Source organism: Massilia sp. UYP11 (assembly GCF_050434805.1).
Taxonomy (GTDB): domain Bacteria; phylum Pseudomonadota; class Gammaproteobacteria; order Burkholderiales; family Burkholderiaceae_D; genus Telluria.
In genome coordinates this window covers 26,552-44,370 of sequence record NZ_JBNDJE010000022.1, presented here as the reverse complement: position 1 = coordinate 44,370, position 17,819 = coordinate 26,552, and the positions used below count along the sequence as shown (strand labels likewise).

Annotated in this window: 15 protein-coding genes; 9 read left to right on the top strand and 6 right to left on the bottom strand. The window is 66.9% G+C overall.

What is annotated here, in order from left to right:
- Positions 1-49: 49 nt before the first annotated feature.
- The 4 genes from ABIB38_RS21000 to ABIB38_RS20985 are packed head-to-tail and all read left to right on the top strand — an operon-like array spanning position 50 to position 6,116.
- Positions 50-3,610 carry an indolepyruvate ferredoxin oxidoreductase family protein gene (locus ABIB38_RS21000; RefSeq protein WP_429206642.1) on the top strand — a complete coding sequence of 1,187 codons (3,561 nt, stop codon included), beginning with the start codon at positions 50-52 and terminating at the stop codon, positions 3,608-3,610.
- An 11-nt stretch (positions 3,611-3,621) separates the two neighbouring features.
- Positions 3,622-4,371, top strand: a complete 750-nt coding sequence (locus tag ABIB38_RS20995) for an electron transfer flavoprotein subunit beta/FixA family protein (RefSeq protein WP_429206641.1) — start codon at positions 3,622-3,624, stop codon at positions 4,369-4,371.
- A 19-nt stretch (positions 4,372-4,390) separates the two neighbouring features.
- Positions 4,391-5,332, top strand: a complete 942-nt coding sequence (locus ABIB38_RS20990) for an electron transfer flavoprotein subunit alpha/FixB family protein (RefSeq protein WP_429206640.1) — start codon at positions 4,391-4,393, stop codon at positions 5,330-5,332.
- Between the two features lie 52 nt (positions 5,333-5,384).
- Positions 5,385-6,116, top strand: coding sequence for a Crp/Fnr family transcriptional regulator (locus tag ABIB38_RS20985; protein ID WP_429206639.1), 732 nt, complete (start codon positions 5,385-5,387; stop codon positions 6,114-6,116).
- 9 nt (positions 6,117-6,125) lie between these two features.
- On the opposite strand, the gene ABIB38_RS20980 is transcribed toward ABIB38_RS20985, so the two are convergent.
- The 6 genes from ABIB38_RS20980 to ABIB38_RS20955 all read right to left on the bottom strand — a co-directional run bounded on the left by ABIB38_RS20980 (position 6,126) and on the right by ABIB38_RS20955 (position 10,998).
- On the bottom strand, positions 6,126-7,046 hold the full coding sequence (locus ABIB38_RS20980; RefSeq protein ID WP_429206638.1) for a VOC family protein: 921 nt from the start codon (positions 7,044-7,046) through the stop codon (positions 6,126-6,128).
- Between the two features lie 141 nt (positions 7,047-7,187).
- Positions 7,188-7,946, bottom strand: a complete 759-nt coding sequence (locus ABIB38_RS20975; RefSeq protein ID WP_313033020.1) for an SDR family NAD(P)-dependent oxidoreductase — start codon at positions 7,944-7,946, stop codon at positions 7,188-7,190.
- Between the two features lie 104 nt (positions 7,947-8,050).
- On the bottom strand, positions 8,051-8,266 hold the full coding sequence (locus ABIB38_RS20970; protein ID WP_313033021.1) for a ferredoxin: 216 nt from the start codon (positions 8,264-8,266) through the stop codon (positions 8,051-8,053).
- 92 nt (positions 8,267-8,358) lie between these two features.
- Complete coding sequence (locus ABIB38_RS20965) at positions 8,359-9,147, bottom strand: IclR family transcriptional regulator (RefSeq protein ID WP_429206637.1); 789 nt, start codon at positions 9,145-9,147, stop codon at positions 8,359-8,361.
- Between the two features lie 262 nt (positions 9,148-9,409).
- Positions 9,410-10,603, bottom strand: coding sequence for a thiolase family protein (locus tag ABIB38_RS20960; protein WP_429206636.1), 1,194 nt, complete (start codon positions 10,601-10,603; stop codon positions 9,410-9,412).
- Positions 10,600-10,998, bottom strand: a complete 399-nt coding sequence (locus tag ABIB38_RS20955; RefSeq protein ID WP_429206635.1) for a Zn-ribbon domain-containing OB-fold protein — start codon at positions 10,996-10,998, stop codon at positions 10,600-10,602. Before ABIB38_RS20955 ends, ABIB38_RS20960 begins: the two co-directional genes overlap by 4 nt.
- 161 nt (positions 10,999-11,159) lie before the next feature.
- Here ABIB38_RS20955 and ABIB38_RS20950 point away from each other — a divergent pair, with 161 nt between their 5' ends.
- From ABIB38_RS20950 to ABIB38_RS20930, 5 genes are all read left to right on the top strand, one after another.
- Positions 11,160-11,858, top strand: a complete 699-nt coding sequence (locus tag ABIB38_RS20950) for an SDR family NAD(P)-dependent oxidoreductase (protein WP_429206634.1) — start codon at positions 11,160-11,162, stop codon at positions 11,856-11,858.
- A gap of 98 nt (positions 11,859-11,956) precedes the next feature.
- Positions 11,957-12,943 (top strand): fumarylacetoacetate hydrolase family protein, encoded by a 987-nt coding sequence (locus ABIB38_RS20945; RefSeq protein WP_429206633.1) that lies wholly within the window; start codon positions 11,957-11,959, stop codon positions 12,941-12,943.
- A gap of 78 nt (positions 12,944-13,021) precedes the next feature.
- Entirely contained in the window at positions 13,022-14,287 is a 1,266-nt protein-coding gene (locus ABIB38_RS20940) for an MFS transporter (RefSeq protein ID WP_429206632.1), read from the top strand.
- A gap of 52 nt (positions 14,288-14,339) precedes the next feature.
- Complete coding sequence (locus ABIB38_RS20935; protein WP_429206631.1) at positions 14,340-15,575, top strand: NAD(P)/FAD-dependent oxidoreductase; 1,236 nt, start codon at positions 14,340-14,342, stop codon at positions 15,573-15,575.
- A gap of 534 nt (positions 15,576-16,109) precedes the next feature.
- A complete protein-coding gene (locus ABIB38_RS20930; RefSeq protein ID WP_429206630.1) occupies positions 16,110-17,747 on the top strand; it encodes a tannase/feruloyl esterase family alpha/beta hydrolase in 1,638 nt (545 codons plus the stop codon).
- Positions 17,748-17,819: the final 72 nt, after the last annotated feature.

Sequence of the window (17,819 nt, the reverse complement as noted above, 5' to 3'; positions counted from 1 at the left end):
GCGCCTGGCGGCTGATCCCCGACCATTCATTTTCCGACCTAGGCATGCCATGAACTCGCCCCTAAGCCCTGAAGCCGCCGCCGCCACGCATGACGCCCTGCGCGCCGTCACCCTGGACGACAAGTACACCGTCGACAAGGGCCAGATTTTCCTGAGCGGTGTCCAGATGCTGGCGCGCCTGCCGATGCTGCAGAAAGCGCGCGACCTGCGGGCCGGGCTGAACACCGCCGGCTATGTCTCCGGCTACCGCGGCTCGCCCCTCGGTGGCCTCGACCAAGCGCTGTGGAAGGCGAAGAAGCACCTGGACGATCACGACGTCGTGTTCCAGCCCGGCCTGAACGAAGACCTCGCCGCGACCGCGGTGTGGGGCACCCAGCAGGTGAACCTGTACCAGAGCGCGACCCGCGACGGGGTGTTCGGCATGTGGTACGGGAAGGGGCCGGGCGTCGACCGCTCGGCCGACGTCCTCAAGCACGCCAACTCGGCAGGCACGTCCCCCAAGGGCGGCGTGCTGATGCTCGTCGGCGACGACCATGCGGCCAAGTCGTCCACTGTGGCGCACCAGTCCGAACACCTGCTGGTCGCCTGCGGCATTCCGGTGCTGTATCCGTCCAGTGTCCAGGAGTTCCACGACTATGGCCTGCATGGCTGGGCGATGAGCCGCCACGCGGGCTTGTGGGTGGCGATGAAATGCGTCACCGACGTGGTCGAGTCGTCCGCCTCGGTGGAGATCGACACCGAAGGCCTGCACATCGTGCTGCCCCCGGCGCCGGTGCTGGAAGGCGGACTGGGCATCCGCTGGCCGGACGCGCCGCTCGAGCAGGAGGCGCGGCTGGTCGACCACAAGTGGTATGCGGCGCTCGACTACATCCGGGCCAACCGCCTGAACCGGGTGGTGGTCGACGCCCCGCAGGCCAGTTTCGGTATCGTCGCGGCAGGCAAGGCCTATCTCGACCTGCGCCAGGCGCTGGTCGACCTGGGCATCGACGACGACGCCTGTGCACGGATCGGCATCCGCATCCTGAAGGTGGGCTGCGTCTGGCCCCTGCACGCCGACGACGTGCAGGAATTTGCGTCGGGACTGCGCGAGATCCTGGTGGTGGAAGAGAAGCGCCAGGTGCTGGAGTATGCGATCAAGGAGCAGCTGTACAACTGGCCGCACGCGGAGCGCCCGAATGTCTACGGCAAGTTCGACGAGCGTTCCGGCGCCGGAGGAGAATGGTCGGCGCCGCGCGGTCAGTGGCTGCTGCCTGCACGCTACGAACTGTCGCCGGCACTGATCGCCAAGGCGATCGCGCGCCGCCTCGGCCAGGCCGAGCTGCCCGCCGACCTGCGGGCGGGCATCGATGCGCGTATCGCCATCATCGAGGCCAAGGAGCGGGAGGCGGCGCGGCCGCGCGTGACGGCCGAGCGCAAGCCGTGGTTCTGCTCCGGCTGCCCGCACAATACCTCGACCCGTGTGCCGGAAGGCTCACGCGCCCTGGCCGGCATCGGCTGCCATTACATGGCGCTCTGGATGGACCGGCGCACCGACACCGTCAGCCAGATGGGGGGCGAGGGCGTCAGCTGGCTCGGGCAGATGCATTTCACCAGCGACCGTCACGTGTTCGTGAACCTGGGTGACGGCACCTACTTCCATTCCGGCGTGCTGGCGGTGCGCGCGGCGATCGCGGCCAGGGCCAACGTCACCTACAAGATCCTGTACAACGACGCCGTCGCGATGACCGGCGGCCAGCCGGTGGACGGCACCCTGACGGTGCCCCAGATCGCCCAGCAGGTCACCGGCGAAGGCGCGGTGCGGGTATTGGTGGTGAGCGACGAGCCGGAAAAATATGCGGACCGCAGTGGATTACCGGCCGGCGTCACGGTCCACCACCGCGACGAACTCGATGCGCTGCAGCTGGAATTGCGCGACACGGCCGGCGTTTCGGTGCTCATCTATGACCAGACCTGCGCCACCGAGAAGCGGCGCCGCCGCAAGCGCGGCGAGGCGAGCGATCCGCCGCGCCGCGCCTTCATCAATGCGGCGGTGTGCGAGGGCTGCGGCGACTGTTCGGTGGCGTCGAACTGCCTCTCGGTCGAGCCGCTGGAGACGCCGCTGGGCACCAAGCGCAAGATCAACCAGAGCTCTTGCAACAAGGATTTCTCCTGCGTGAACGGGTTCTGCCCGAGCTTCGTGACGGCGGAAGGGGCGCAGCTGCGCCGTCCCGCAGCCGCCAAGGCCGTGCCGGCTGCGGACATTCCCGAGCCGGCCCTGCCGGCCCTGGACAGTGTTTGTGGCATCGTGGTTCCCGGCGTCGGCGGCACCGGCGTGGTAACGATTGGCTCCCTGCTCGGCATGGCCGCGCACCTGGAAGGCAAGGGCGTCAAGGTCCTCGACATCACCGGGCTGGCCCAGAAGGGCGGTGCGGTGCTCAGCCATATCCAGATCGCCGCGCAGACTGGCCTGATCCATGCGACGCGGGTGCCTACCGGCGACGCGGCGGTGCTGATCGGCTGCGATGCGATCGTCGCCGCGTCGCTGGACGCACTGTCGCGGGTCCGGCGCGGCCGCACCCGCGCGGTGGTGAACAGCGCCGCCGTGCCGTCCGCGGCCTTCCTGTCGAACCCCGACTGGCGCTTCCCCGGTGCCAGCGCGGAAGCGGACCTGCGTGCGAGCGTGGGCGATGCCTGCGAGTTCGTCGATGCGAACGCGCTCGCCACCCGCCTGTTCGGCGACACGATCTTCGCCAACCCGCTGCTGCTCGGCTATGCCTGGCAAAAGGGCTGGATTCCGCTCGGGCGCCAGGCGCTGCTGCGCGCCATCGAGCTCAATGGGGTGGCGGTCGAGAAGAACCAGCGCGCGTTCGAGATGGGCCGCCTGGCGGCCCACGATCCGTCAGCACTTGCAGAGAGCCGCAGGGCGCAGGAGACGGGCGCGGTCGTGGTGGACATGCCCGTGACGCTGGAGCGCCTGGTCGAAGAGCGCGCCCGGCTCTTGCGCAGCTATGGAGGCGAGGCCTATGCGCAGCGCTACCGGGCCGCGGTGGCGCGCCTGCGCGCTGTCGAAGCGGATCTTCCCGGGCAGCGCCGCCAGCCGCTGACCGAGGCGGTGGCGCGCAATCTCGCCAAGCTGATGGCCTACAAGGACGAGTACGAAGTGGCGCGCCTGCACAGCGCGCCCGAGTTCCTGGCAGCCTTGCGTGCGCAGTTCGAAGGCGAGCCGGGCAAGGATTACACGCTGAACTTCCACCTGGCGCCACCGCTGCTGGCACGGCCCGGCGCGGACGGACGGCCGGCCAAGCGCCGCTTCGGCCCATGGATGATGCCGGTGTTTCACCTGCTGGCGCGCATGCGCTGGCTGCGCGGGACCGCGTTGGACCCGTTCGGCATGAGTGCCGAACGGCGTCGCGAGCGCCAACTGGTCGAGGACTATTTTGCCCTGGTTGCCCTGTTCTGCGAAACGCTCACGGACGAGCGCATGGAGACGGCGCTCGCGTTGGCGTGGCTTCCGGAAAAGATTCGCGGCTACGGCCACGTGAAGGAAAAGGCCATGGACATGACCGACGAGAGGCGTGCGCAGCTGATGGCACAGTATGGCGCGCCCGTATCCCAACGACAAAAAGCCTGAAGGAGAACTGCATGAAAATACTGGTACCCGTCAAACGCGTGGTCGATTACAACGTCAAGGTCCGCGTCAAATCCGACGGCAGCGGCGTGGATATCGCCAATGTCAAAATGTCGATGAACCCGTTCGACGAGATCGCGCTGGAAGAAGCCGTACGCCTCAAGGAAGCCGGCAAGGTCCTTGAGGTGGTCGCCGTGTCGGTGGGCGTGGCCCAGTGCCAGGAAGTCCTGCGTACCGGCATGGCGATCGGCGCCGACCGCGGCATCCTGGTCGAGACCAGTGTCGAGACCGAGCCGCTGGCCGTGGCCAAGATCATGAAGGCGCTGGCCGACACGGAGCAGCCGCAGCTGATCATCCTGGGCAAGCAGGCGATCGACGACGATTCGAACCAGACCGGCCAGATGCTGGCTGCGCTGCTGGGCTGGCCGCAGGCCACCTTCGCATCGAAAGTGGTGCTGGAAGACGGCAAGGTGACCGTGACCCGCGAAGTGGACGGCGGCCTGGAAACCGTGGCCCTGAACCTGCCGGCCATCGTCACCACCGACCTGCGCCTGAACGAGCCGCGCTACGTGACGCTGCCGAACATCATGAAGGCCAAGAAGAAGCCGCTGGAAACCGTCAAGCCGGAAGACCTGGGCGTCGACGTGACCCCGCGCCTGAAGACCCTGAAAGTCACCGAGCCGGCCAAGCGCTCGGCCGGCGTCAAGGTGCCGGACGTGGCGACCCTGGTGCAGAAGCTGCGCCTTGAGGCCAAGGTTATCTAAACAAACTTAGGAAAAGAACATGGTCGCACTCGTCATTGCAGAACACGATAACGGCTCCCTTAAGGGCGCTACCCACCACACCGTGACCGCGGCCGCCCAGTGCGGCGCAGGTGGTGCAAATGAGGTCCACATCCTGGTCGCCGGCTCCGGCTGCGGCGCCGCCGCCGAAGCCGCTGCCGGCATCGCCGGCGTGAGCAAAGTGCTGGTCGCCGATGCGCCGCACTTCGCCGATGGCCTGGCCGAGAACGTCGCCGAGCAGATCCTGGCGATCGCCGGCAGCTACTCGCACATCCTGGCCCCGGCTACCGCCTACGGCAAGAACATCCTGCCGCGCGTGGCCGCCAGGCTGGACGTGGCCCAGATCTCGGAAATCACCAAGGTCGAGTCCCCGGACACCTTCGAGCGCCCGATCTACGCCGGCAACGCCATCGCCACCGTCCAGTCGTCTGACCCGGTGAAGGTCATCACCGTGCGCGGCACCGCGTTCGACAGCGCCGCCAGCGGCGGTTCGGCCGCGGTCGAGCAGATCGCCGCCGTGGGCGACGTGGGCAAGTCGGCTTTCGTCGGCCGCGAGCTGGCCAAGTCGGACCGTCCGGAACTGACGGCCGCCAAGATCATCGTGTCGGGCGGCCGCGGCATCGGCTCGGCCGAGAACTTCAAGCTGCTCGAGCCGCTGGCCGACAAGCTGGGCGCCGCCATGGGCGCTTCGCGCGCCGCGGTCGACGCGGGCTTCGTGCCGAACGACTGGCAGGTCGGCCAGACCGGCAAGATCGTCGCCCCGACCCTGTACATCGCGGTCGGCATCTCGGGCGCGATCCAGCACCTGGCCGGCATGAAGGACTCGAAGACCATCGTCGCCATCAACAAGGATCCGGAAGCGCCGATCTTCTCGGTGGCCGACTATGGCCTGGTGGGCGACCTGTTCGACGTCGTGCCGCAACTCGTCGCGGAAATCGACTAGGCCAGTGGCCGGTGGGTGCAGTGCTGACCCACCGGCATTCCCGGAATACGCCATGACTGCAAGCACTCCATCCACCGATCCGGCTCCTGCCGAAGAGCGTCAAGTACACATCCACCTGCGCAAGATCCCGCTGCTGGCCGAGCTGTCGGACGAGGAGATCACCCTGGTCAAGCAGGAAATCCGCATCCGCCAATACGGCAAGCGTGACATCGTGCTGCAAAAAGGCGGCCATGGGGATGGCCTGCTGTTCCTGCTCTCGGGGCAGCTGCAGGTGGTGAACGTGACCGAGGACGGGCGGGCGATCGGCCTGCGCATGCTGGCGCCGGGGGATTTCTTCGGTGAGATCGCGCTGATCAACAATTCCACGCGGACGGCGTCGATCGTCGCGATGTCCGACGCGTTGGTGGGCTTCCTGCCGGCGGCCACCGCGCTGCACTTGTTCTCGCACTCGCCCTCGGTGGCAATGGGGATGCTCCGGCACCTGGCCGAGAAGATCGAGCGCGACTCGGAGGTCCGATCCCTGCTGAGCATTAACAACACGGCCAAGCGCATCTACACCTACCTGGTGCTGATGCAGAAGAACAAGGGGGCCGAGCCGGGCGCCCCGGCCGTGGTCGAGAACCTGCCGACCCACCAGGACATCGCGAACATGATCAATACCAGCCGCGAGACCGTGACGCGGGCGCTGGCCGCCCTGGCCCAGCAGGGCATCGTGCAGAAGGATGCGAACCGGCTGATCATCATCAAGCCGGACGCATTGCAGAAGCTCGTCAAGGGGTCCTGACGTCCCTGGTCAGCGCTCGAAGATCTCTTCCGGCGTGCGTACGCTGGTGCCGAGGATCGGCCCGACCAGCTCATGGCCCCAGGTCGACAGCTTCTCCGGATTGAGCTCAAAGCCGTCGTCGTGCCATGGCTCCAGTTCGGCGATGCACTCGATGGCGAAGCCGGATGGCGTGAAGTGATAGAAGGACATATGCGGGTCCTGCACGTGCTGGCCCAGGGTCATCATCATCTGCAGGCCCTTCTTGCGCACCAGGTCATAGGTTTCGCCGACGTCGCGCACCGAATTGACCGTGATGCCGACGTGCTGCACCCCGGCCTTGCCCGGTCCGAATCCGTAGGCGATGTCGTGGCTGGTGTGATTGTTGAGCTTGGCGCGGAAGAAGCCGGTCTTGCCCTTGCCGGCCCCGGCGCCGTAGTAGCGCATGCCCATGATCCCGGTGAGGAAGTGCTCGAGTTCCGGCGTGTATTCGGGCGTGATCACGACCACGTGGCCGACGCCACGCTGGCCGCAGGTGAAACCGCCGTGCGGGCGGCCCGGCTGGAACGAGCGCGGCATCCATTTCTGGGCGTAGAACAGCTCGTGCTGGTAGCCGACCGGATCGCGGAAACGCACCAGTTCCTTCACGCCGCGGCGCTCGCGCAGCGCTTCGTCCGCGACCGTCACTTCGATGCCGTGCTCGCGGAAGCGCTCGACGGCGGCCTGGAATTCCAGCTTGCCCCGGGCTTCCCAGCCAATGTAGGCAAGGCGGTCGATCTTCCCCGGATGAAAAGCGATCCGGTGGCGCCGGTCGTCCATCCTGAAATACAGCGATTCAAGATCGCCTTCTGGCGACGCGCCGACCTGGAAACCCATTACTTGCGGGCCGTATTCGCGCCACGCATCCAGGTTCGCGGTTTCGAACCCGAGGTAGCCGATGCCGATGATGTCCATGTGTTCTCTTCCTGTTGTTGTGTGATCGGTACGCCAGTGCCCAACAATTCCCCCTATGGCGGCGTTGCATCGTCTCGTCGTACTAGCGTACTGCCTTCGACGGTGCGCCTTGCCCCAGGGGTTTTGTGAGGCGCTCCACATTTAGATGGCGAGCAGGCCGCCGTCGACCACCAGGTCGGAACCGGTCATGAAGCGCGCTTCGTCGGATGCCACGTACAGGGCAAGCGACACGACTTCCTCCGGTTCGCCGGGGCGGTCCTGCAGGACGCCGTCGAGGATGATCCGGCGCGTGACCGGATTGTCGACGAAGGCGGCGGTGCCGGGCGTCCTGACGAAGCCCGGACTGATGCTGACCGCGCGGATGCCGAGCGGCGCGCCTTCGACCGCCAGCTGCCGGGTGAACGAGACGACGGCGCCCTTGGCCGCGCTGTGCGCGCTGATCCCGGCCGCCTTCGAGCCACCCCATGCGGCGGTCGACGCGATGTTGATCACCACGCCCCCGCGCACCGCCAGGTGTCGCCATGCATATTTGGTGGTGAAGAAAATGAGGTCGAGTTCGTTACGGATGGTGAAGTGCCAATCCTCGATCGACATGTCGCCGACACCGCCGAACTTCGCAGCCGAGGCGTTGTTGTACAGGATGTCGATGCGGCCGAGCTGCTCCGCGGCCGATTCGACCCAGCGTCTTGCCTGTTCGTGGTCGCCAAGATCCACCGGCGCATCGCCATGCAGGGTGTAGCCCTCGGCCGCCATCAGGCGCGCGGTCTCCTCGTGCGCGGCGCGATCGACGTCGCAGCCGACGACAATCGCTCCTTCGCGGGCGAAATGCAGGGCCGCGACGCGCCCCTGGCCACCACCGGTGCCCGTGATCAGGGCAACTTTTCCAGCTAATCTATTCATGGAACATCCCCGCAGGAAAGCGGGCCAGCCGCGCAGGCGCGGCATGCGGCGCGCGAGCGGGCCGCATGTCGGGCGTACGCCTGGCGTGGACCGCCAGGCTTGGATCAGGCAGGCGCCTGGACCGCGATGGCTTCTGCCGGGCAGGCGGCAGCGCCTTCGCGCGCCGCTTCCAGCAGTTCGTCCGGCACCAGTTCGCTGTCGACATACACGATGCCGCCGGCGTCGAGCTTGTAGACTTCAGGGCAGAGGGCGGCGCAGAGGCCATAGCCGCAGCATTTGCTGCGTTCGATGATTACGCGGTGAAGCTGTTGATCGCTCATGATTCGTCTCTTTAATAATTATCCGACCGCTGGGGCCTGTGAGACGATTATGCACACAAATCGAAAATCTGTCACGTTTTGTGTGCGGCGAGTCAGAACAGGATGTTGCCGGCCTTGGATGCCAGCTTGCGCAGCAGCTCACCGAGCTTTTCCACCTGGTCGCGGTCGTACTGCCCGCGGAAGGTGACGGCCGAGATGGCATAGGCGATGGCGCCGGCGCGATCGTTCACCGGCGCCGCCACCGCCAGGATGCCGGCGGAGAAATAGCCGTCGTCGACAGACCAGCCGTTCGCGCGGGCGTCGGCCACCTGCTGCCGGTAGTCCTCGAAGGCGAGGGCGCGCGCCCAGCGCAGCTTGTCGAAGGCGGCACGCAGGCGCGCATCGTCCAGGCCGAGCTGGGCGGCGAACAGGCGTCCGCTGGCGCCCATCAGCACCGGCAGGCGCTGGCCGATCGCCATGTCGATGCGCAGGTCCCCGGGACTGGTCTCGGAGCTGACCAGCACGATGCGGTCATTCCCCATGCGGCGCCACAAGGTGACCGTCACGTGGTGGGCCGCCGCGAATTCCTGCATCAGCGGCCGCACCACATCGAGGCGCTGGCCCTGGGTGACGAGGTGCTCGACCAGCTTGGCCAGGCCCAGGCCGGTCGTGTAGGTCTTGGACAGGGGATCGAAGTCGAGCATCTCCTCGGCGACCAGGGTGCGCAGCGTATTGAAGCAGGTACTGGGGTTGATCTCCAGTTCGCGCGCGATGTCGGCCGCCCGCTCAGGGGAGCCGGAGGTCGTCAGGAAGCGCAGGATACGGATCGCGTTGACGACCGGCTTGACCGTCACGCCGGTCGACGAGTCGGGACGCTCTTCCTTGCTGTTATCTGGTGCCATGCGCGCTCCGGGTAAGCGAAGGGCGCCCTCCGGCCACCGATCGCGTTCTAAAATGTCATTCTAGAGTCAGAATGATTGAGCGGCAAGGACGGCGAGCCTGGCGTGCAAGTGCTCGACCCGAAATAAATGTGAGCTTTGGCAAACAGAACCGGATGCAGTGCAAGGCGGCGAGTGCGCCGCAGTGCGAGCACTGCAAGCATGAGCCAACGCAGCACGGCGCCGGTTATGGCAGCCAAAAGCACATTTATTTAAGGGCGAGTACTTAATCCCTTGCCAGCAGCAGGCTGCCGGCCAGCGGCCCGCCGCCGGACGCCACCACGGAAGCGTGATGGGGCGCCACCTGGCGCGCGCCGCCGCGGCCCCAGAGCTGGGTGCAGGCTTCGTGGACGTAGCCGAGTCCATGGGTGCGCCCACCCGACAGCTGGCCGCCGTTGGTATTGATCGGCATCTCGCCCCCAAGCGCAATGCGTTGCCCGCCCTCGACGAAGGGCCCGCTTTCGCCGCGCGGGCACAAGCGCAGGGCTTCCAGCCACATCATGGTCAGGATCGAGAAGCCGTCGTAGAGCTGGGCAGTGCCGACGTCGGCGGGTGTGAGATCGGTGCGCGCCCACATCATGTCGGCCGCGTCGCGCGTGGCCATCGCGGTCAGGTCGATCTGGTCCCAGGACCATGGCTGGTGCAGGGCGGCGCCGATCGCCTCGATGCGGATCGGCGGGTTGGGACCGTGCGCCGCCGCATCGGCGCGCGACAGGATGATGGCGGTGGAGGCGTCGCAGTGCACGTCGCAGTCGAGCATGCGCAGCGGGGTCGAGATCATGCGCGAGGCCATGTACTCATCCATCGACAGCGGGGTGCGGAACACCGCCTTCGGATTGAGTACGGCATTGGCGCGGCAGGTGAGGGCGATCTGGGCCAGCTGTTCCGGCGTGGTGCCGTAGTCGTGGAAGTGGCGCTGCGCATACATCGCCATCAGGTTGGCCCCGGAGAGCACATTGAAGGGTGTGTACCACTGCCAGAAAAAGCTGTTGTCGCGGCCGACCGTCTTGTTGGTGAGCGCGCTGGCGCCCTTGTCGGTCTGGCGCCGGGTCGCTTCGGTAATGGTGCGGAACACCAGCACATGGCGGCACAGCCCGGCCGCGATCGCCATCGCGCCGTTGATCACGCCGGCCAGCGGCCCCGGTCCTTCGTAGCCGCCGCCATACCAGTTGACCTTCAGGCCCAGGGTGCCGATGAGCGCATTGGGGCCGACCGGGGAAAAGGCATCGCCATTGTTGTTGTCGCCGGGCCAGCATGACACGCCGTCGATGTCGTCGCGGCTCAGGCCAGCGTCCGCGATCGCTTCCAGGCAGGCGTCGAGCGTGAGCCGCATCGCGGACTTGCCCGAAGGGCGCCCGACTTCGGACTGGCCGATGCCGCTGATCGCGACGTCTTTTTCGTAGATCCGGTCGAACATCATGCCGCCTTTTCGAAGAGTGGAAGCCAGACGTCCTCGACCTGCTCGAAGCGCACGCGCACCGGCATGCCGATGTGCACCTCGGCGGGTGGGGTGCCGACGATGTTGGTGACGAAGCGCAGTCCCTGCTGGTCCGCCAGCTCGACGATGGCCACCACATACGGTTCCTTCAGGTCGGGGCGCCAGGGCTGGTGGTTGACGGTATAGGTGTGCACTGTCCCCCGGCCCGACACCGGCCTGGGGCCGACCTGGGCGCCCAGGCACTGCGGGCAGACCGGCGCCGGCGGGTGGAAGAAGCGTGCGCAGGCGTCGCAGTGGTGCATGCGCAACTCCTGCTGCGCGCCGCCTTGCCAGAAGGCGCTGTTGTCTGGAGTAAGCGCCGGGAGTTTTCTTGTCATGTGCTGGACTTTCGGAGAGACGCGGTGCCACTGCGGCGCTGCCGCTGTCGATGCAACGATTCTACAACTATGTAGACAGAATTGGAAAATCTGTTTAAAGTTTTCATCAAGTTCCTGCAATTGCTGCCTGTTGCCACCTGACCCGATCGGAAAGACCAGCCATGCCCGCACCACTCGACACCCGCATCATCGTCATCACCGGCGGCTTCGGCACGCTTGGCCGCGCCGTCGCGCAGCGCCTCCATGCCGACGGCGCGCGGGTCGCGCTGCTCGACCGCGCGGCCGTCCCTTCGAGCGGCCTGCCCGCCGTCGCGCTCGCGCTCGGCGGCGTCGAACTGGCCGACGAACAGGCCTGCCAGGCAGCCTATGGCCAGGTGCGCGAAGCGCTGGGCGGGATCGACGGCATTGTCAATGTCGCGGGCGGCTTCACCTGGGAGACGGTCGAAGGCGGCGCGCTCGCTTCCTGGGACCGCATGTACGACACCAACCTGCGCACTGCGGTGGCCAGCTGTCGCGCGGCGCTGCCGCACCTGCTGGCGCGCGGCGCCGGGCGCATCGTGAATGTCGGTGCGGCCGCGGCGCACAAGGCCGGCATGGGCATGGGCGCCTACGCCGCGTCCAAGGCCGGGGTGGCGCGGCTGACCGAAGCGCTTGCCGAGGAACTGAAGGACCGCGGCATCACCGTCAACGCGGTCCTGCCGAGCATCATCGATACACCGGCGAACCGCGCCGACATGCCGGATGCCGACGCCAGCCGCTGGGTGGCCCCAAGCCAGCTGGCGGCGGTGGTCGCCTTCCTGCTGTCCGGCGACGCCTCGGCGCTGACCGGCGCATGCATCCCGGTGAACGGCCGGGTCTAGAAAGCAGCGCCGGCAAGCAGCGCGCCCGTGCGGGCGCCCGATCCACTACAAGGAGGGCCAGGCCGCCACCGGCGGTACCGGCCCCATGGAGACAAGCAATGAGACTCGTTACCTACCGTGACGAACACGGCATGATGCGCCCCGGCGCACTGATCGAATCGGACAGCGCCATCGTCGACCTGAGCATCGCCGCCAGGAGCACCGGTCTCGGTGCGTGGCCGGCCTTCAACAGCATCCTGGCCCTGGTCGAGGCGGGCGAGGAAGCGATGATGGAAGCGCGGCGCATGGTGGCGCTGGCGCCAGGCGCCTCGGTCATCGAGCGCGCGTCGGTGAAATTGTGCGCCCCGATCCAGCCGCCGCCCCAGATGCGCGACTGCTCCTGTTTCGAACTGCACCTGAAGCAGAGCTTCGCCGCTGCCCGCCGCGCACGCGTCGCCCACCTCCCGAATCCGGAAGAAGCGCTTGCCCAGATGAGCACCCGTGCCGACGAACGCGTGATCGCCACCTTCAACCGCCAGCCCATCTATTACAAGTGCAACCGCTTCGCCGTTATCGGGCCAGACGAGGACGTGATCTGGCCGGCCTACAGCAAGGCGATGGACTTCGAGCTCGAATTCGCCTGCTACATCGGCAGCAAGGCCAAGGATGTCCCGCGCGAGAAGGCGCGCGACTACATCGTCGGCTATACGATCTTCAACGACATGAGCGCGCGCGATACGCAGGCGGTCGAAATGGGCGGCATGCTGGGTCCGGCCAAGAGCAAGGATTTCGACACCGGCAACGTGATGGGGCCTTGCCTGGTCACCGCCGACGAGCTGCCCGACCCGTATGACCTCACCATGGTCGCGCGCGTCAACGGCGAAGAGTGGGGCAGGGGATCGACGCGCGACATGCGCTGGCAGTTCGAGGACCTGATCGCCCATATCTCGCGCTCCGAAACCCTGTATCCCGGCGAAGTGCTCGGTTCGGGCACGGTCGGCAACGGCTGCGGCCTGGAGCAACTGCGCTACCTGAAGCCGGACGACCTGATCGAGCTCGAAGTCGAGGGCATCGGCACCCTGCGCACGAGAATCAGGCTGCCCTGAGCGGCACGGCAACAGTCACGCCGGCGCTACCTGCCGCAGAGCCAGGGCGCCGCATCCACGACCTAAATGGAGACAATCATGGTCGCAACAAAGAACGGCGCGGCGATCGACTTCGCCGAGTTCAAGCAATCCTGGCGCGTACTGCTGCTGGCCATCACCGGCATCATGATCAGCATTAATGCCGCCCTGCTGTACGGCTTCGGCGTGCTGGTGATCCCGCTGCAGGCCGAATTCGGCTGGGAGCGCCCGGCACTGCAGGCGGCGATCAGCTTCCTGTTCGGCGGCGCGGTGGTCGGCCTGCAGCTGGTGGGCTGGCTCAACCTGCGCTTCGGCATCAAGCGCGTCACCGTGGTGTCGCTGCTGACGATGGCGCTCGGCTACCTGGCCACCACCCAGATCGGCGGACCGGTGTGGACCCTGTACGCGGCCTTCTTCCTGCTGCCGATCGTGGGCATGGGCGCGCTGGCCGTGACATGGACCCAGCTGCTCAACCTCTGGTTCCTGCGCAACCGCGGCCTGGCCCTCGCGCTGGGCCTGTCCGGTACCGGCATCACGGCCGCGCTGACGCCGCCGCTGTTTGCATGGGGCGTGGCGAACTGGGGCTGGCAGGCGCCGTTCGTCATCCTTGCGCTGGTCAATGTCGTGATCGGCATTCCGCTCACGCTGGCCTGGTTCCGGCTGCCGGAAACGGGGGCTGCCGTCGAGCCGGGGATCGCCGCCGCGGCGCCGGTCACGGGAATGGCCTTCCGCGAGGCGCTGGCCTCGCCCAAGTACTGGATCTGCAACCTGGCCTTGTGCCTGGTCGTCTCGGCCGTGATGGGCGTCGTCACGAGCACGGTGCCGATGCTGCGCGACCGCGGGCTGGATGCGGGCGCAGCCGCCCAGGTGTTCGCCTGGTTCGGCATCGCGCTGGTGCTGGGCCGCTTGATCGTCGGCTACCTGCTCGACCGCCTGTGGCCACCGGGCGTGGCTGCCGTCAGCCTGGCGCTGCCGGCCATCGGCACCATGATCTTCCTGTCCGGGAACGACGATATCGCCATGCTCAGCTTCGCGGCGGCGCTCGCGGGCCTCGGCGCCGGCGCCGAATTCGATATCGCAGCCTTCCTGATGGCGCGCTATTTCGGGCTGAAGGACTACGGGCGCATCTTCGGCCTGCACCAGGGCTTGATCACGGTGGCATCGGCCGGCGCGCCGCTGGCCTTCGCCGCCATGTTCAGCGCCACCGGCGGCTATGGGGCCATGCTCACCTACTGCACGGCCAGCACGCTTGCAGGCGCCGCCATGCTGCTGTTGCTGGGACGCGGCCCCCAGGCCGCGCTGCAGCCACAGGCCGCGCGCGCCTGACGCCCCCCGGGCCCCGCACGGGGCCTGCACTCCACCTTGTAAGGAAACCATCATGTCGCTTCAATCCGTAGTGATTGCCGGCGCCGGGCACGCCGGCGTACAGGTGGCGCTGTCCCTGCGCCAGGAAGGCTTTGCGGGCCGCATCGCCCTGGTCAACGACGAACCCTGGCTGCCGTACCAGCGCCCGCCGCTGTCGAAGGCCTTCCTGCTGGGGAAGATCAGCGCGACGGCGATGCAGTTCCGCCCCGAGGAATTCTATGCCGAGCAGCGCATCGAGCTGCTGGCCGACCGGGGCGCGGCGATCGACCGCCAGAACCGGCGCCTGGTGCTGGCCTCCGGCGCGGCGCTCGACTACGACCACCTGGTGCTGGCGACCGGCGCCCACAATCGCCCGCTGGCGGTGCCCGGGGCCGGCCTGTCGGGCGTGTTCGGGATCAAGACCCGGGCCGATGCCGACGCGGTGGCGCCGCTGCTCAAGACGGCGCGCCGGGTGGTCGTCATCGGCGCCGGCTTCATCGGCCTGGAGTTCGCCGCGGTGGCGGCGGCCGAAGGGGCCGCGGTCGAGGTGCTGGAACTGGGCGAACGGCCCATGGCGCGCGCCATCTCGCCGCAGATGTCCGAAGTGTTCCGCGCCGCCCATGAAAGCTGGGGCGTGCATTTCAACTTCCGCAGCGCGGTGTCGGAAATCGAGGGCGACAACGGCAGGGCGGTGGCCGTCATCACGGCCGACGGGCGGCGCCTGCCGGCCGACCTGGTCGTGTATGGCATCGGCGTGGTGCCGAACGTGTCGCTCGCGCTGGAAGCGGGGCTGAGCATCGACAACGGCATCAAGGTGAGCGCCAGCCTGCTGACCTCCGACCCGAACATTTCCGCGCTCGGGGATGTCGCGGCCTTCCCCTGCCTGCAGAACGGGTCGCAGCTGACCCGGCTCGAATCGGTGCAGAACGCCTGCGACCAGGGCCGGCTGATCGCCGCGCGGCTGGTGGGCAAGCCCGCTCCGTATACCGCCTTGCCGTGGTTCTGGACCGACCAGGGCAAGCTGAAGCTCCAGATCGCCGGCCTGGCGCTGTGCGCCGACAACCATGTGGTCCTCGGCGATCCGGCCGCCGGCCAGGTGTCGGTCCTGTGCTTCCGTGGCGAGCACTTGCTGGCGGTCGAGTCGTGCTGCCGCGCCGGCGACCACATGGCGGCGCGCAAGATCCTGTCGCGACCGCCTGCGCTCACGCCGGCGGTGGCGGCCGCGCCCGGCTTCGACCTGAAGGAATGGGAAGCGGCCAACCGTCAATGAACGCTTGGTGCCCAGCCCCTGCGCAGACGCGCGCAAAGCGCTGCGCAATCGGCTGTCGATGTTTGCGCAAGCGCGAACGCCGACAAAAGCTGGGGCAAGCCGCAGTGGCGCAGCGGTAGCCAGATAAGCGCGTCCAACAAAACTCTCCGGGCAAGGGATGCGGCCGGCCGGCGCATCGTCGAAGACCGTACGCCAGTACGGCGAGACGGATGGAAGGCAGCGATGAGGGTTTTGTCTGGCGCTCCGGATCGAACAATACGGATTGACAGTCGCATACCCCGTTCTGCCATGATCGAAAACCCTTGGACAGTTTTACAAAGACTGTCAACGGGCTTCAAAAAGCAGCGTCGCAAGGATGGAGCGTCGCCCAACGCAATGCAAGCCAGCGAACCTGGCATCCCCCGATTGCGAAGCAGTCATACCTCTCGGCGCCGGGCATGGGTGCTGCAGCGGAAAACCCGCGGCACGCCCGGACGGCGCCAAGGCTCGTCGAATCACACTATTCAAGAAAAACCAGAGAAAGTGGAGACAAACGTGAGCAATAAATCCATATTGAAAGTCCCGAGCGTTCCTTGTGCCCTCGTGCTGACGGCGACCCTGTTGTCGGCCTGCGGCGGCGATAGCGAGGACAAGGAGTCGCCAGTGGCGGCGGCGCCATCGACCCAGCCTTTGGCGCCGGCCGTGGCCTGTAACACCAGCAGCCTGCAGGCGGGGGCGGCTGGCGCGACCCTGACCGCGGCGTCTTTGGTCACCGCATCGAGCGGCGCTACCTATTGCCGTGTCGACGGCTATGTCACCACCCAGGGCCCGGCGCCCACCAGCAATCAGGTCAAGTTCATCGTGGCCATGCCGCAGTCGTTCAAGGCGCGCTACTTCTTCGCGGGCGAAGGTGGTTCCGCAGGCTACATTCCTGCGCCCGACGAGCAACTGCTGGCCGAGGGCTATGCGTTTGCCGGGAGCGACGCGGGTAGTCCGACGCCCGGGCTGAACTGGATGTTCGCCGCCGACCGGACCAAGGCCACCGATTATGACCAGCGCGGCGTGCACGTCAGTTCTGCGGCCACGCAATCCGTGGTCCGCGCCTACTATGGCCTGAAGGATGCTGCCAACGCCAATCGTAAGATGTACCGCTATTTCGATGGCTGCTCCGGCGGCGGGCGCATGGGTCTCGTGGCGGCCTCCGCGTACCCGGACGACTTCGACGGTGTCATCGTGGCGGCGCCCGGCCTCAACGTGAACAACCAGCTGCTGTTTGGCAAGGTGAGAAAGTACCTGATCGATCATCCCGATGCCTGGATATCGCCGACGCAACTGCAAGCACTTGACGCCGCACTGTTGCGGAAGTTCGATGGGGCCGACGGCGCCGTCGACGGCCTGATCTCCGATCCGGGCAAGGTCTCCATGGATGCGTCGATGTGGGCCTTGTTCACCCCGGCTCAGCAGGGGTTGCTGCGCATCGTGCTGGACGGGATGAACGACTTTGGACAGACCTATCCTGGCTTTACGCTGGGCAACCCGAACGGCTGGACCGCGTTCATGTTCGGAGCAACGCCCCCGCCGTGGTCGATGAATCCGGCGGACGGGCGCCTGCCACCGGCCAGCTACCTGGTCTTCGATACGACATCGCGCGGCATGTTTGGCCCGACCTACGACTTCGCCACGCAATTCAGCTTTGCTGACAGCCTGGACGTCAATGGCTGGAATGCGATGTACAAGAGCGTCTATCCCGCATCGGGAAACATCAGGGCGACTGCGCTGAGCCCCTTCTTCCAGCGCGGCGGCAAGATCTTGTTCTGGCATGGCACCGCGGACAATGGCATCTCCCTGACCGACACGCAGCGCTTTTACGGTGAATTGGCCACGGCGCAGGGAGGGCAGGCAAAGTTGTCACAGCAGGCCCTACTGTTTGAAGTGCCCGGAACGCAGCACTGCGCCGGCGGCATTGGTGCTCAGGACGTAGGGGCCCGAGCGCTGCCGGCGCTGGTCGACTGGGTAGAAAATGGAAAGGCGCCAACTCAGCTGATTGGCAACCGCGCAGCCAGTGCCGCCCTGCCGGCGCGCAGTTTCCTGCTCTGCCCGTCTCCGCAACGCGCGGTATTCCGGGGCGGGGTGGCTAACCCGGGCGGCCTGGATGTCAACAACGCGGCGAATTGGGACTGCAAGTCATCCTGAGTGAGGCACGTGGGTAGGGGTCGGGTAGAGCCACGCCGTCGTCTACCCATTGGGTGGCCAGTGGCCCCGGCA

Excerpts from the sequence above, each read along its gene's own strand:
- ABIB38_RS21000 (WP_429206642.1), top strand. The coding sequence starts at position 50 with ATGAACTCGCCCCTAAGCCCTGAAGCCGCCGCCGCCACGCATGACGCC.
- ABIB38_RS20995 (WP_429206641.1), top strand. The coding sequence starts at position 3,622 with ATGAAAATACTGGTACCCGTCAAACGCGTGGTCGATTACAACGTCAAG.
- ABIB38_RS20990 (WP_429206640.1), top strand. The coding sequence starts at position 4,391 with ATGGTCGCACTCGTCATTGCAGAACACGATAACGGCTCCCTTAAGGGC.
- ABIB38_RS20985 (WP_429206639.1), top strand. The coding sequence starts at position 5,385 with ATGACTGCAAGCACTCCATCCACCGATCCGGCTCCTGCCGAAGAGCGT.
- ABIB38_RS20980 (WP_429206638.1), bottom strand. The coding sequence starts at position 7,046 with ATGGACATCATCGGCATCGGCTACCTCGGGTTCGAAACCGCGAACCTG.
- ABIB38_RS20975 (WP_313033020.1), bottom strand. The coding sequence starts at position 7,946 with ATGAATAGATTAGCTGGAAAAGTTGCCCTGATCACGGGCACCGGTGGT.
- ABIB38_RS20970 (WP_313033021.1), bottom strand. The coding sequence starts at position 8,266 with ATGAGCGATCAACAGCTTCACCGCGTAATCATCGAACGCAGCAAATGC.
- ABIB38_RS20965 (WP_429206637.1), bottom strand. The coding sequence starts at position 9,147 with ATGGCACCAGATAACAGCAAGGAAGAGCGTCCCGACTCGTCGACCGGC.
- ABIB38_RS20960 (WP_429206636.1), bottom strand. The coding sequence starts at position 10,603 with ATGATGTTCGACCGGATCTACGAAAAAGACGTCGCGATCAGCGGCATC.
- ABIB38_RS20955 (WP_429206635.1), bottom strand. The coding sequence starts at position 10,998 with ATGACAAGAAAACTCCCGGCGCTTACTCCAGACAACAGCGCCTTCTGG.
- ABIB38_RS20950 (WP_429206634.1), top strand. The coding sequence starts at position 11,160 with ATGCCCGCACCACTCGACACCCGCATCATCGTCATCACCGGCGGCTTC.
- ABIB38_RS20945 (WP_429206633.1), top strand. The coding sequence starts at position 11,957 with ATGAGACTCGTTACCTACCGTGACGAACACGGCATGATGCGCCCCGGC.
- ABIB38_RS20940 (WP_429206632.1), top strand. The coding sequence starts at position 13,022 with ATGGTCGCAACAAAGAACGGCGCGGCGATCGACTTCGCCGAGTTCAAG.
- ABIB38_RS20935 (WP_429206631.1), top strand. The coding sequence starts at position 14,340 with ATGTCGCTTCAATCCGTAGTGATTGCCGGCGCCGGGCACGCCGGCGTA.